Annotated in this window: 13 protein-coding genes; all 13 read left to right on the plus strand. The window is 67.3% G+C overall.

The features are described 5' to 3' along the window. The first annotated feature begins 109 nt into the window (after positions 1 to 109). A complete protein-coding gene (gene gspG, locus FHS03_RS24630) occupies positions 110 to 556 on the plus strand; it encodes a type II secretion system major pseudopilin GspG (RefSeq protein ID WP_183443558.1) in 447 nt (148 codons plus the stop codon). 12 nt (positions 557 to 568) lie between these two features. Continuing rightward, on the plus strand, positions 569 to 1,033 hold the full coding sequence (locus FHS03_RS24635) for a GspH/FimT family pseudopilin (protein ID WP_183443559.1): 465 nt from the start codon (positions 569 to 571) through the stop codon (positions 1,031 to 1,033). Position 1,034: 1 nt separating this feature from the next. Beyond that, on the plus strand, positions 1,035 to 1,424 hold the full coding sequence (gspI, locus tag FHS03_RS24640; protein ID WP_183443560.1) for a type II secretion system minor pseudopilin GspI: 390 nt from the start codon (positions 1,035 to 1,037) through the stop codon (positions 1,422 to 1,424). Next, positions 1,424 to 2,092, plus strand: coding sequence for a PulJ/GspJ family protein (locus FHS03_RS24645; protein WP_183443561.1), 669 nt, complete (start codon positions 1,424 to 1,426; stop codon positions 2,090 to 2,092). The genes gspI and FHS03_RS24645 overlap by 1 nt, the downstream gene beginning before the upstream one ends. After that, a complete protein-coding gene (gene gspK / locus FHS03_RS24650; RefSeq protein ID WP_183443562.1) occupies positions 2,089 to 3,069 on the plus strand; it encodes a type II secretion system minor pseudopilin GspK in 981 nt (326 codons plus the stop codon). Before FHS03_RS24645 ends, gspK begins: the two co-directional genes overlap by 4 nt. Before the next feature lie 33 nt (positions 3,070 to 3,102). Further along, entirely contained in the window at positions 3,103 to 4,335 is a 1,233-nt protein-coding gene (gspL, locus tag FHS03_RS24655) for a type II secretion system protein GspL (protein ID WP_183443563.1), read from the plus strand. Beyond that, complete coding sequence (locus FHS03_RS24660; RefSeq protein ID WP_183443564.1) at positions 4,332 to 4,850, plus strand: type II secretion system protein M; 519 nt, start codon at positions 4,332 to 4,334, stop codon at positions 4,848 to 4,850. Before gspL ends, FHS03_RS24660 begins: the two co-directional genes overlap by 4 nt. Continuing rightward, positions 4,847 to 5,620, plus strand: a complete 774-nt coding sequence (gene gspN, locus FHS03_RS24665; RefSeq protein WP_183443565.1) for a type II secretion system protein N — start codon at positions 4,847 to 4,849, stop codon at positions 5,618 to 5,620. The genes FHS03_RS24660 and gspN overlap by 4 nt, the downstream gene beginning before the upstream one ends. Before the next feature lie 2 nt (positions 5,621 to 5,622). Further along, positions 5,623 to 7,869: a type II secretion system secretin GspD gene (gspD, locus tag FHS03_RS24670; RefSeq protein WP_183443566.1), complete on the plus strand. Its 2,247-nt coding sequence runs from the start codon at positions 5,623 to 5,625 to the stop codon at positions 7,867 to 7,869. Continuing rightward, the gene (gspE, locus tag FHS03_RS24675) at positions 7,869 to 9,290 is read left to right on the plus strand and encodes a type II secretion system ATPase GspE (RefSeq protein ID WP_183443567.1); all 1,422 of its coding nucleotides are present in this window, start codon (positions 7,869 to 7,871) and stop codon (positions 9,288 to 9,290) included. Before gspD ends, gspE begins: the two co-directional genes overlap by 1 nt. Positions 9,291 to 9,293: 3 nt before the next feature. Next, positions 9,294 to 10,514 (plus strand): type II secretion system inner membrane protein GspF, encoded by a 1,221-nt coding sequence (gspF, locus tag FHS03_RS24680; RefSeq protein ID WP_183443568.1) that lies wholly within the window; start codon positions 9,294 to 9,296, stop codon positions 10,512 to 10,514. A 15-nt stretch (positions 10,515 to 10,529) separates the two neighbouring features. Continuing rightward, positions 10,530 to 11,120: a type II secretion system protein N gene (locus FHS03_RS24685; protein ID WP_183443569.1), complete on the plus strand. Its 591-nt coding sequence runs from the start codon at positions 10,530 to 10,532 to the stop codon at positions 11,118 to 11,120. An 88-nt stretch (positions 11,121 to 11,208) separates the two neighbouring features. Then, entirely contained in the window at positions 11,209 to 13,542 is a 2,334-nt protein-coding gene (locus FHS03_RS24690; RefSeq protein ID WP_229426403.1) for a patatin-like phospholipase family protein, read from the plus strand. The last annotated feature ends 48 nt before the right edge of the window (positions 13,543 to 13,590 follow it).

The following is a 13,590-nucleotide window of genomic DNA, read 5'->3' on the forward strand; positions in this document are numbered from 1 at the left end:
TGGCGGCCGGACCCCGGGTCCGCATGTTTTGCCATAGGCGGCGCGGCGATTCCGTCTTATACTTGTGGACCTGTCAATCTGTTCCGAATATCAACCCGAACCGTATCTTATGAAAAACTTGAAGCACCGTACCGTCCGCCGCGCGCGCGGCTTCACCCTGATCGAAATCATGGTGGTTGTCGTCATCATGGGCGTGCTGGCCGCACTGGTCGTGCCCAAGCTGCTGAGCCGCACCAGCGAATCGAAGGTGGCCGCGGCCAAGGTCGATATCGCCACCATCATGCAGTCGCTCAAGCTCTATAAGCTGGACAACAGCCGCTATCCGACCACCGAGCAAGGCTTGCAGGCGCTGCTCACCAAGCCCACCTCCGGCCCGGCCGCGAATGGCTGGAAAGCCGGCGGCTACCTGGAAAAAATGCCGAAAGACCCTTGGGGCAACCCCTACCAGTTCCTGTCCCCCGGCGTGAAAGGCGAGATCGACGTGTTCTCGCTGGGCGCCGACGGCCAGCCTGGCGGTGCCGGCGAAGACGCCGACATCGGCTCCTGGGACAACTGATCCCCGACGGCCATGGCGAACCGCCAGCGAGGCTTTACCCTGATCGAGCTGCTGGTGGTGATGGTTATCCTCGGCATTACGCTCGGTCTGGTGTCGCTGAACGCGGCGCCCAGCCTGCGCCAGAACATGGAGCAGGAGGCGCAGCGCGTGGCCTTGCTGCTGCAGCTGGCGCGCGACGAGGCCATCGTGCGCAACCGTCCCATCGCCTTCGAGGCGAACCAGGAGAGCTACCGCTTCCTGGTGCGCAATGAGCGCAGCTGGGAACCGCTGGCCCAGGACGATATGCTGCGCGAGCGCCAGTTCAAGTTCAGCCCCATTACCTTGCTGCTCGACCCGCCCACCAATCTGCCCGGCGCCAACCTGCGCGTCGTTTTCGGCCGCGAACCGGTGGATAAACCGTTTGTGCTGACCTTCGTCAATGGTGACGCCAGCGTCGCTATCCGCGCCGACGGCATCGGCCATTTCACCGTTGAATAAGATGCGCACCTTCCGTCTCCGGCCCGCCGCCGTGCGCGGCTTCACCCTGCTGGAAGTGCTGGTGGCGCTGGCCATCGTGGTCACCGCGCTGGGCGCCTCGCTGCGGGCCATCGGCAGCCTGACCCAGAACAGCGACGGCCTGCGCTCGGCCATGATGGCCACCTGGTCGGCCGAGAACCGCCTGGTGCAGATCCGCCTGGGCAAGGTCTTTCCGGCCGTCGGCAAGACCAGTTTCGAATGCCCGCAGGGCGACCTGCAGCTGACCTGCGTGGAAGAGGTGATCGTCAGCCCCAATCCGCTGCTGCGCCGGGTCGAGGTCAGCGTCTACGATATCCGCCAGCCCGAGCGCCGCATCATCAAGCTGGTGCAACTGGTGATGAGGGAGCTCTGATGGCGCGCCGCGGTTCGCGTTTCCCTTCCCATTCCGGCTTCACCCTGGTCGAGCTGCTGGTGGCGATCGCCGTGCTGGCCATCGTGGCGGTGCTGGGCTGGCGCGGACTGGACGGCATCGTGCGCTCGCGCCAGACCCTGACCGGGCAGATGGAACAGGCGCGCGGCATGCAGCTGGCCTTCGCCCAGATGGAGAGCGACCTGGAACAGCTGGCCGGCAAGGAGTTGCTGCAGCAGCGCGAAAACCTGGTGGCCGACAACGAAGGTCTGACCCTGGTGCGCACCTCTTCGCCGGAAAATGGCCCGACTCAGATGATGGTGGTGGCTTACCGCTTGAACAATGGCGTGCTGACGCGGCGCGAATCGCGCGGCACGCGCGACCTGGCCCAGCTCGACGCGCTGTGGCAGGCCAGCGTCGGCCATGCCGATGCAACGCCCGGCATCGCCCTGCAGTCCGAGGTGCAATCGCTGGCGGTGCGGGTGTGGGAAGCCGGCAACTGGCGCGCCCTGGGCAGCGGCCAGGCCGTTAATTCGAATGCCCCACCGCCGCCACTGGTTGCACCGCCGCCAGCGTCCGCGCAGGTTGGCCCCGAAGGCCTGGAAATCTCGCTGCGGCTGAACAATCTGCCGAACACCCTGGTCAAAGTCTTCCTGCTGGGGGCCAAATGAAGATCCCGCACCGCTCCCGCCAGCGTGGCGTGGCCGTGGTCACGGCCCTGCTGCTGACCACCTTGGCCGTGACCATCGTCGCCAGCCTGTTCTGGCAGCAGCAGGTGCAGGTGCGCTCGATGGAAAACCAGCGTCTGCACCTGCAGACGCGCTGGATTCTGCGCGGCGCCCTGGACTGGGCGCGCCTGATCCTGCGCCAGGATGGACTGGACAGCCAGGGCAAGGGCACGGTCACGCTGAACGGGGTCTGGGCTACGCCGCTGGCCGAAACCCGCCTCGATCAGTACGTGGAGCGCGAGCGCCTGCAGAACGAAAGCTACGATGCCAGCCTGTCGGGGCAGATTCAGGACGCCCAGTCGCGTTACAATCTCATTAATCTTGCCGATAAAGTACCCGGCCAGAAGAAGCCGGAGGAGCTGCAGATGTTTACGCAGCTGCTGGTGAACTTGCAGATGAATCCAAGCCTGGCCCCCTTGATCGCCGACTATGTGGCGCAGTCGCAGTCCTTTACCGGTACGCCGAACCAGCCTTTGAGCGGTTCGAACAATGGTGAGGAACCGATGCCGCTGACGCGGGTGGAGGATTTGCTGGCGGTGAAGGGTATCGATGCGAATACCGTGGAAAAGCTGCGCGACTTCGTCATCGTGCTGCCGGTGCAGACGTCGCTGAATGTGAACACGGCGCCGGCCGAGTTGCTGGCGGCGCTGGTGCCGGGAGCGTCGGTGGCGCAGGCGAAGACATGGGCGGAATACCGTAAGCGGACGCCGTTTGAGGATAAGGTTGCCTTTACTACTTATATGAACGGAATCATGGCGGATAAGCCCATTAAAGCGGCGCACGATGTTAAAAGTACCTACTTCCTCGTGCAAAGCCGCATTTTGCTGGACCGCGCCGCGCTGAACGCCCAGACGCTGATCCATCGCGCGGATGGCAATAACGGCTGGCGCGCCTCAGTGGTCTGGACCAGGGAATATTGAGAGCAGGGCAGCAATCAACGAAAGCGAGATTCTTTGACAACTCTATACATACGCTATCCGGCCCGCAGTGCCGCCGACAGCGGCGCGCTGCACAACTGCCAGTTCGCGCTGGTGGGCGAGGGCGGCAATGTGATGCAGCAGGGCGCGGGCGCGCCCGGCAACCTGGCCAGCGTGGTGGCCGGCGCGCGCCGCGTGGTGCTGCTGCTGGCCGCTTCCGACGTCAGCCTGCTGCGCGTGAAAGTGCCGCCGCTGAGCGGCGCGCGTTTGAAAGCGGCCTTGCCCGGCTTGGTCGAAGAACAGGTGCTGGGCGACCCGGCCGACTGCGCGCTGGCGATCGCCCCGGCCCAGGCCGAGGAAAGCGAACGCACCGTGGCCGTGGCGCAGCGCGCCTGGCTGGAGGTGCTGGTGCAGGCCGTGGTGGCGCAGGGCGCGCACAGCGTCTCGGCCCTGCCGGCCCAGCTTTGCCTGCCTTTGCAGCCGGGCGCCGTCTCGGCCGCGCTGACACCGGCCGACGGCGCGCTGGAGCTGGCGCTGCGCCAGTCCCAATACCAGGGGCTGGGCATGACCGTCGCCATCGACGCCGACAACGCCCTGCACACCCTGCGCGCCTTGGCCGGCGACACCCCGATCACGCTGTATCTGCCGGCCGCCCTGCGCGCCCAGTACGAGCCGCTGCTGGCCAACCATCCCGGCATCACGCTGGAAGAAGAACACTGGGCGCACTGGATCGCCGCCGCGCGCGGCCTGCAGCTCGACCTGGCGCTTGGCCTGTCCGCGCTGAGCGGCACCCAGGCGCGCAAATGGCAGCGCTGGCGCTGGCCGTTGCGCATTGCCGCGCTGGCCGTGCTGGTGAATGTGGCGGGCATGAATATCGAGTGGCTGCGCCTGAAGCGCGAGGCCGACTCGGTGCGCCAGGCCATGACCCAGACCTTCCGCGCCGCCTATCCGAAAGAGGCGGTGATCCTCGACCCGGCGGCCCAGATGCGCAAGAACATCGCGCTGGCCAAGGCCAATAGCGGCGAGGTCGCGCCCGACGAGTTCACCGCCCTCAGCGCCGCTTTCGGCGAAGCGCTGGCCGGCCTGGCGCGCCACGATATCGCCGCCAGCATCGAATACCGCGAACGCAGCCTGACCGTCAAACTCAAGCCGGACAGCGTGGACGCCAACGGCCTGGCCCAGGTCAAAGCCGCGCTGGCCGGGCGCAAGCTGGCGCTGACCGAAACCGCGCCGGGCATCTGGAAGATCAGCGCCGGAGGAAAATCATGAGTTCATTGCGCACTAGCCTGGCCCAATATCAAGCGCGGGCTGGCGAGTTCTGGAATGCGCGCACGGAGCAGGAGCGCAAGCTGTTGACCATCGGCGGCGCGGTGGTGGGCCTGGCCCTGTTCTATGTGCTGCTGGTCGATCCTGCCCTGAGCGGACGCGCGAAACTCAACAAGGAATTGCCCGAGCTGCGCCAGCAGGCCGCCGAGCTGCAGGCCTTGGCGGTGGAAGCGGCGGCCCTGAATGGCCAGCCGTCCGTGCCGCCGGCGCCGATGTCGCGTGAAAGCATCAACACCAGCTTGCAGGCGCGCGGCCTGACGGCGCAGAACGTGATGGTCACGGGCGAGTATGCCAAGCTGGAATTCAAGGGCGTGGCCTTTGCCGGCCTGGTGACCTGGCTGGACGCCATGCGCCGCGAGAATCAGCTGACCGTGCAGGAGACCACGGTCACGGCGCAAAGCACGGCCGGCATGGTGGATGCGGCGGTGACGCTGCATCAGAGCGGCGCGGCCCGATGAAGCGTCTGGTTTTATGGTTGCTGGCGGTGGTGGGGAGCGTGCTGGCGACGGTGCTGGTGTGCTTCCCGGCCAGCTGGGTGGCGCAACTGGTGGAAGAGCAGAGCGGTGGACGTTTGACCTTGGGCGACGCGCAAGGTACGCTGTGGCGCGGTTCGGCCTTTCTGGGCGGGGCGGCCAGCGGCAAGGGGGCGGTAACGCCGCTGCTGCCGGGCCGCTTCAGCTGGAAGATTTCGCCGCTGGTGCTGTTCGGCAGTGTCGATCTGGTGCTGGAAAACCCGGAGGCGCTGAGCCAGCCCGTGAATTTCCGCGGCGGCTGGAAGCAGTGGCGGCTCAGCCCCGCCGCCCTGAACCTGCCGGCCGATGGCCTGGCTGGCCTGGGCGCGCCCTTGAATACCCTGGCGCCGAGCGGCCAGATGCGTCTGTCGTGGACGGCGCTGGAGCTGGCCCTGAACGGCCAGCAGTTGGCCGTGAACGGCCGCACCACGCTGGAGATGCAGGACATGTCGTCGCGCCTGTCGCCGATCCGGCCGCTGGGCAGCTACCAGCTGGCGCTGGATTGGCAGGGCCAGAACGCCGGCCTGGCACTGAGTTCCGTCAAAGGACCGCTGCTGTTGAGCGGTTCCGGCAGCCTGAATCAGGGCCGCCTGCAATTTTCCGGTCAGGCCGAAGCGGCCGGCGGATATGAAGAAACCCTGGGCAATCTGCTTAACCTTCTGGGCCAGCGCCGTATGGTTGGCGGTAAAAACATCATCGCATTAGAGTTCAGATAAAAATGAAAAAACAGTCTGCTAGCAAACACACCATTCCCGCCCTGCGCCGCCTGAGTGCTGCCGTGCTGCTGTGCTGCGCGATGGCGCCCACCGTGGCGCCGGTATGGGCCGCCCCCAACGATGAGGCGGCGCTGAACTTCGTCAATGCGGATATCGAGTCCGTCATCAAGGCGGTCGGCCACTACACCAATATCACCTTCCTGATCGACCCGCGCGTGAAGGGGACGCTGACCCTGGTGTCGGAAAAATCGATCAGCAAGTCGCAGGCATTCAGCCTGCTCACTTCCGCGCTGCGCCTGCAAGGCTTCGCCATCGTCAGCGGCGACGGCTATGCCAAGGTGGTGCCGGAAGCGGAAGCCAAGCTGCAGGCCAGCCCGACCCAGATCGGCACCGGCGGCGCCGTGCTCAAAGGCGACCAGGTGGCGACCCAGGTCTTCCACCTGAATTACGAGGCGGCCACTAATGTGGTGACGGTGCTGCGCCCCCTGATCACGCCGAACAACACCATCAACGCCAACCCGGGCAACAACACCGTGGTCATCACCGACTACGCCGACAATCTGAAGCGCCTGTCCAAGATCATCGCCGCCCTCGATGCGCCGGCCGCCACCGACCTGGACGTGATCCCGGTGCGCCACGCCATCGCCAGCGACCTGGCGACCATGATCAACAAGCTGATGGAACCGAGCGCCGGCTCCGGCGGCGACAGCGGCAAAGTCACCGTACTGGCCGATCCGCGCACCAATTCCCTGGTGCTGCGCGCGCCGTCGGCGGCGCGCGCCAACTTGGCCAAGTCGCTGATCGCGAAACTGGACCAGCCCACCACGGAGCTGGGCAATGTGCACGTGGTCTACCTGAAGAATGCGGAGGCGGTGAAGCTGGCCGAAACCCTGCGCGCCGTGATGGCGGGCGACAGCTCGGCCGGCGGCTTGAGCGGCAACGCCGCCAGCGCGGCGGGCAGCCTGTCGCAGCAAGGGAGCCAGCAGGGCCAGAACACGCAGGGCAGCAGCTTTAACCAGGGCGGCAGCGGCGGTACCGGCGGCCCGACCAACCCGGCGCTGACCGGCGGCGGCAACCGCAGCCAGGGTTCGACCGGCGGCGCTGGCTTCATCCAGGCCGACGCCTCGACCAACACCCTGATCATCACCGCGCCCGATGCGGTCTACCGCAATCTGCGCGCCGTGATCGACCAGCTCGATATGCGCCGCGCCCAGGTGTATATCGAAGCGCTGATCGTCGAGCTGAGCGCCGAGAAGGCGTCCGAGTTCGGTGTGCAGTGGGTGGGCTTGAGCGGCAACGAGAAGAGCACTTACCGCATCGGCGGTCTGCAGACCATGACTGCCGGCCCCAATAATCTGGCCACTTTGTACGCCGGCTCGCGCGCCGGCAAGCTGGCTCCGCCGGGCAACGGCCTGACCATCGGCGTGTTCAAGCAGCTGGCCGACGGCAAGCTGGGACTGGGCGCCGTGGCGCATACGCTGGAGAACGACGGCAACGCCAATATCCTGTCCACGCCGAATATGCTGACGCTCGATAATGAGCTGGCCATGATCCGCGTCGGCCAGAACGTGCCGATCCTGACCGGCCAGTTCACCACGTCCTCGGGCACCAACAGCAACCCCTTCCAGACCATCGACCGCAAGGATATCGGCGTGACGCTGAAGGTGCGGCCGCAAATTTCCGAGGGCGGCACCGTGAAGCTGGCCATCTATCACGAGACTTCCTCGGTGGACGGCTCGGCCCCGGTCACCAATGGCTTGACGCTGAACACGCGCACCCTGGAAAACAATGTGATCGCCGATGACGGCCAGATCATCGTGCTGGGCGGCCTGATCGAAGACAAGACCAACGACAATGTGGAGAAGGTGCGCGGCCTGGGCGACATCCCCGTGATCGGCAATCTGTTCAAGTACCAGAACCGCGGCCGCAAGAAGACCAATCTGATGATCTTCCTGCGTCCTGTGGTGGTGCGCAGCCGCGAGCAAAGCATCAGCCTGACCACCGACCGTTACGATTATATGCGGACCTCGGAGCAGGAATACAAGCCGAACGACACCTTGCTGCTGAAGGATGTCGGCCGTCCGCTGCTGCCGGTGCTGCAGGATGGCCAGCCGACCGCCGGTCAAGGCATGTTGGCCTCGCCGGTGCCGGCCCTGCCGCCGCAGCCGCAGCGCGGCAACACCGCGCCCGGCGCCGCCGTGCCGGCCACCCAGCCCACCACCCCAACCGACGCGGGCCAGCGCAAATAATGAGCAACCTCCTGCCTTTCGCCTTCGCCCGCGACTTCCTGCTGCTGGCCCGGCCCGGCGAGGAAGCCGAGCACACGGTTGATGTGCTGGTGTGCGGCGCCACCGCGCCGGCCGCCATCGCCGAAGTGTCGCGCCGTTTCGGCCGCATCCGCATCAAGACCCTGCCGCGCGCCGACCTGGACGCCGCCATCGCCGGCGCCTATGCCGGCGCCGGCGGCGACGTCTCGCAGGTGGCCGACGAATTCGACGCCGATCTCGACCTGACCAAATTGCTGCAGGACGTGCCGGCCATCGAGGACTTGCTGGAATCGTCGGACGACGCGCCCGTGATCCGCATGATCAACGCGCTGCTGACGCAAGCGCTGCGCGACGGCGCCTCGGACATCCACATCGAGCCATTCGAGCAGACGTCGGTGGTGCGCTTCCGCGTCGACGGCGCCCTGCGCGACATCGTGCGGCCGCGCAAAGCCATCCACGGCTCGCTGATTTCGCGCATCAAGATCATGGCCCAGCTGGACATCGCCGAGAAGCGCCTGCCGCAGGACGGCCGCATCACCCTGCGCGTGGGCGGCAAGCCGGTCGACGTGCGGGTCTCGACCCTGCCGACCGGCCACGGCGAACGCGCCGTATTGCGTCTGCTGGACAAGGAAGCGGGCCGCCTCGACCTGCAGCACCTGGGCATGAGCGACGGCATGCTGGGCCAGTTCAACGGCCTGCTCAAGCAGCCGCACGGCATCGTGCTGGTGACCGGCCCGACCGGCTCCGGCAAGACCACCACCTTGTACGCCGCCCTGTCCCTGCTCAATTCCAGCACCACCAATATCATGACGGTGGAAGATCCGGTCGAGTACGACCTGCCCGGCGTCGGCCAGACCCAGGTCAACGCCCGCATCGACATGACCTTCGCCAAGGCCCTGCGCGCCATCCTGCGCCAGGACCCGGACGTGATCATGATCGGCGAGATCCGTGACCTGGAAACGGCGCAGATCGCGGTGCAGGCGTCGCTCACCGGCCACCTGGTGCTGGCCACCTTGCACACCAACGATTCGGCCGCCGCCGTCACCCGTCTGCTGGACATGGGCATCGAACCGTTCCTGCTCTCGTCCTCGCTGCTGGGCGTACTGGCCCAGCGCCTGGTGCGCAAGCTGTGCGGCGCCTGCAAGAGCTTCGAGCATGGCGAGTGGCGCGCCGTCGGCTGCGAGCAATGCGGCAACACGGGCTACCAGGGCCGGGTCGGCATCTATGAGCTGCTGCAGACCACGGAACAGATCCGCGCCCAGATCCACGACCGTTCGTCCGAGGCCGAGATCCGCACCGTGGCCCAAAGCGACGGCATGCTCACCATGCGCCAGGACGGCGAACGCTGGCTGGCGAACGGCACCACCACGCCGGCCGAGCTGCTGCGCGTTACCAAGGACTAAACCATGCCAGCCTTCCGTTATGAAGCCGTGGATGCGGGCGGCGCCACCCGGAAAGGCGTGGTCAATGCCGACAGCGCGCGTTCGGCGCGCTCCGACCTGCGCGCGCAAGGCCTGGTGCCGATCAAGGTGGACGCCATCGCGGCCCAGGTGGACGCCAGCGGCACAGCCACCCGGCGCGGCCTGGGCGAGCGCCTGAGCACCGTCGAACAAGCCCTGTTCACGCGCCAGCTGGCCAGCCTGCTGGAAGCGGGCCTGCCGTTGGAGCAGGCGTTTACCGCCTTGCTGGAGCAGGCCGAACGCACCTATGTGCGCGACCTGATCGCCTCCATCCGCTCCGAAGTGATGGGCGGCTCCTCGCTGTCCGACGCGCTGAGTCGCCATCCGCGCGACTTCCCGGAGATCTACCGCGCGCTGGTGGCCTCGGGCGAGCAGATCGGCCAGCTCTCGCGCGTGCTGTCGCGCCTGGCCGACTATATCGAGCGGCGCAATGCCCTGATGCAGAAGGTCAAGCTGGCCTTCCTCTATCCGGGCATCGTGACCGTGGTGGCTTTCGCCATCGTCATCTTCCTGCTGACCTATGTGGTGCCGCAGATCGTCTCGGTGTTCGCCAACACCAAGCAGAAGCTGCCCTTCCTGACGGTGATGATGCTGGCGGTGTCCGATTTCACCCGCCACTACGGCATCCTGGTGGCGGTGGCGCTGGGCGGCGCCTGGTGGGCCTGGCGCCGCGCGCTGCAGAATATCGCGCTCAAGACGCGCTGGCATACCTGGTTGCTGACCGCGCCGCTGTACGGCAAGTTCGAACGCAGCCTGAACACGGCGCGTTTCGCCAGCACGCTGGCGATCACCACCGGTTCCGGCGTGCCGATCCTGCGCGCGCTGGAGACCAGCCGCGATACGCTCAACAACGTGGCCATGAAAAACCTAGTGCAGGAAGCCAGCGACGCCGTGCGCGAAGGCGTCAGCCTGGCGCGCGCGCTGTCGGCGCAGAAGCATTTCCCGCCCATGCTGGTGCATATGATACGGGCCGGCGAAATCACCGGCGAGCTGCCGAGCATGCTGGAACGCGCGGCCACCGCGCAGGAAGCGGACCTGGAACGGCGGACCCTGACCATCGCCGGCTTGCTGGAGCCGGCCCTGATCCTGACCATGGGCCTGGTGGTGCTGCTGATCGTGCTGGCGGTGCTGATGCCCATTATCGAAATCAATCAGCTGGTGCGCTGATACTGGAGAAAAGAATTGAAGCGTTTGCCCTTGATTAGCACGGTGGCCGCGGTGGCGGCTTTATCGGCCTCGCTGGCTTACTGGGGCCTGCAACTGTATAAGCCGCAGCAGCGTCCCATCGCCGCGCCGCCGGTGCAGGCGGCGCCCGGCCCGCAGATCGACAGCGCGCGCGGCCTGTTCGGCGGCGAGGTCGCGGTGGCCGCGGCCAGTAGCTACCAGTTGCGCGGCGTGGTGGCGGCGGCCAATGGTCGCGGCAGCGTGGCCATCATCGCCACCGACAGCCAGCCGGCCAAGGCCTTCCCGGTGGGCGCCGAGGTGGTGTCCGGCGTGACGGTGAAGGAAGTGCAGCCGCGCTTCGTGCTGCTGCAGGAAGGCGGCGTGCAAAAGCGCGTCGACCTGATGCCGGTGGATAGCGCGCCCTCGGCCTCGCTGGCGCCGCCGCTGCCGGGCCAGCCCGGCCAGCCGATGTCGCCACCGCCGAATGTGCAGCCGCAGTCGCCGATGACGGGCGGCCCGGCCGAACCTACGCCCGGTCCGATCCTGACCGCGCCGCCGCAGCGCGTGGTCACGCCGCCGCCCGGCAACGCGCCGCCGCAGCTGCAGTAAGCCTGCTCCGCGCAGCCCGGCCGCCCGGCCGGGCTGGCATGCCCCACCCCGACATGCAGGCCACTCTGCTGACCATCTGGAGAGCCCCATGAAGCCGTTCCGCTTCCTGCTGCTGTGCTGCGCCCTGGCGCTGGCAGCGCCCACCCGCGCCCAAATCCCCGTTGAAGCCCAGACCCGGCCGGACGCCGTGCTGCTGCCGCCCATGCCGCTGCCGCGCACGGCCACGCCGGTGGGCGAGCCGGTGCTGCTGCCCCTGGCCGTGCCGACGGCATCGGCCCCGGCGCAATCTGCGCGGCAGGCGCCGGCGGATGGCAAGCGCCCGCGCGTGGCGCTGGTGCTGTCCGGCGGCGGCGCGCGCGGCTTCGCCCATATCGGCGTGCTGCGCGTGCTGCAGGAAATGAAGGTGCCGATCGACATCGTGGTCGGCACCAGTATGGGCAGCGTGGTGGGCGGCGCGTTTGCCGCCGGCGCCTCGGTCGAGGAACTTGAGCACCTGGCGCGCAAGACCGACTGGAACCGCGTGATGGCTGACCGCTCGCCACGCGACGAGCTGAGTTTCCGCCGCCGCGAGGAAGACGTGCGCCTGGCGTCCCGCCTCGAATTCGGCATCAGCAAAAAGGGCGCGACCCTGCCGCCGGCCGCCGCCAGCAACGCCGCGTTGGAGATGGCGCTGGAACGCCTGCTGCCGTCCGGCACCCGCAATATCGCGGTGGACCAGCTGCCGCTGCCCTTCCGCTCGGTCGCCTCCGACCTGGTGACGGGCGAGCTGGTGGACCTGAAGGACACGCCGCTGTTCCTGAGCATGCGCGCCTCGCTGGCCGTGCCGGGCGTGTTCGCGCCGGTGCGCATCAACCACCGCTTGGTGGTTGATGGCGGCCTGGTACGCAATCTGCCGGTCGACCTGGCGCGCGATATGGGCGCCGACGTGGTCATCGCCGTCAACGTTGGCACGCCGCTGGCGCCGGAGTCGGAACTCGATAGCGCGCTCGACGTCGCCAACCAGATGCTGCAGATCCTGACCGAGCAGAATGTCCAGCGCTCGCTGAAGGAATTGCGGCCCGAGGACATCCTGGTCGCGCCCGACCTGAGCGGCATCAGCTTCCTCGACTTCGAGCTGCACGACAACGCCATGAAGGCCGGCATGGCGGCGGCGCGCGCGCTGGCGCCGCGCCTGGCCCGCCTGGCATTGAGCGATAGCGAGTTCATTGCCTTCGAGCGCCGCCGTCTGGCCGCGCCCGCCCTGGACGACCATGCGCGCCCGCTGGGCAAGGTGGAGATCGCCGGGCAGGGCGAGATCAATCCCGCCATCCTGCGCGCCCAGAGCGGCCTGGTGGAGGGCCAGCCCTTCACCAAGGCGCAGATCCGCGACGCCGCCGCCAGCCTGTATGGACGCGGCGACCTGGCCCGCGTCGAAACGGAAATCCACGACCGCTTCGGCGAGCGCAATGTACTGATCCGCACCAGCGAGGCGGAATGGACGCGCAACCGCGTGCGCGTCGGCCTCGAACTGCAAAGCGACTTCCAGGACAGTAACAGCTTCGCGCTCAAGCTGCTGCACGTGAGCTCCTCGCTGAACCGCTGGGGCGGCGAACTGCGGACCGATCTGCGCATCGGCAAGGAGCGCGCACTCGGCGTGCAGTTCTGGCAGCCGCTGGGCGAGGGTTCGCGCTGGTACCTCTCGCCCACGCTGCAATACAACTCGACCGGGGCCGATCTGTTCAACGATGGCCGGCGCATGGCCCGCCTCACCTACAGCAAGCGCAGCGCCCAGGTCAGCCTGGGACGGGAGCTGGGCAACTGGGGCGATATCCAGGCCGGCGTCACGCGCCAGAGCTTCCACGGCCGGGTGGCTGTGCCGGAAGACTTGAAGCTGCCCTTCGATTCGGTGTTCGGCACCGCCTATTTCCTGCGCTTCCGCGTTGACACGGTCGATTCCCTGGCCTTCCCCACGCGCGGCACCCTGCTCGACGCGACTTACTCGCGCCCCATCGGCGAAGACGCCGCGCTGACCACCGCCACCTCCGCCGTCACGGCCATGCGCGCCTTCACCTATGGACCGTGGAGCGGCCATGTGTACGGCGAATGGGCGCGCGCCAGGAGCGGCGCGGCGCCGCTCAATCTGGGCGGCTTCATGCGCCTGTCCGGCACGCCGGCCGAATCGGTGCAGGGCCGCACCGTGGCCTTCAGCCGGGTGGTGATGGCGCGCCGCTTCGACACCCTGGGCAATGATGTGCGCGTCGGCTTCTCGCTGGAGGCGGGCGGCGGCTTCGAAGGCGTGAACGGCGTGCGCAGCCGCTCGGTGATGCAGGCCGGCAGCGTCTTCCTCTCGCTCGACACGCGCGCCGGCCCGATCTATCTGGGCGGCGGCGCCACCAAGGGCGGTTACCAGTCGCTGTATCTCTTCCTCGGCCCGATCTGGTAAGAAGAAAGGGGCAGGCGTTTCCGCCTGCCCCTTTCTTTTTTCGCCCGG

The organism is Pseudoduganella violacea, assembly GCF_014191875.1.
Lineage (GTDB): Bacteria > Pseudomonadota > Gammaproteobacteria > Burkholderiales > Burkholderiaceae_D > Rugamonas > Rugamonas violacea_A.

Bases quoted from the DNA above. Each gene is read 5' to 3' on its own strand.
- FHS03_RS24660 (WP_183443564.1), top strand. From the start codon at position 4,332: ATGAGTTCATTGCGCACTAGCCTGGCCCAATATCAAGCGCGGGCTGGC.
- gspD (WP_183443566.1), top strand. From the start codon at position 5,623: ATGAAAAAACAGTCTGCTAGCAAACACACCATTCCCGCCCTGCGCCGC.
- gspI (WP_183443560.1), top strand. From the start codon at position 1,035: ATGCGCACCTTCCGTCTCCGGCCCGCCGCCGTGCGCGGCTTCACCCTG.
- gspF (WP_183443568.1), top strand. From the start codon at position 9,294: ATGCCAGCCTTCCGTTATGAAGCCGTGGATGCGGGCGGCGCCACCCGG.
- gspE (WP_183443567.1), top strand. From the start codon at position 7,869: ATGAGCAACCTCCTGCCTTTCGCCTTCGCCCGCGACTTCCTGCTGCTG.
- gspG (WP_183443558.1), top strand. From the start codon at position 110: ATGAAAAACTTGAAGCACCGTACCGTCCGCCGCGCGCGCGGCTTCACC.
- gspK (WP_183443562.1), top strand. From the start codon at position 2,089: ATGAAGATCCCGCACCGCTCCCGCCAGCGTGGCGTGGCCGTGGTCACG.
- FHS03_RS24690 (WP_229426403.1), top strand. From the start codon at position 11,209: ATGAAGCCGTTCCGCTTCCTGCTGCTGTGCTGCGCCCTGGCGCTGGCA.
- FHS03_RS24645 (WP_183443561.1), top strand. From the start codon at position 1,424: ATGGCGCGCCGCGGTTCGCGTTTCCCTTCCCATTCCGGCTTCACCCTG.
- gspN (WP_183443565.1), top strand. From the start codon at position 4,847: ATGAAGCGTCTGGTTTTATGGTTGCTGGCGGTGGTGGGGAGCGTGCTG.
- FHS03_RS24635 (WP_183443559.1), top strand. From the start codon at position 569: ATGGCGAACCGCCAGCGAGGCTTTACCCTGATCGAGCTGCTGGTGGTG.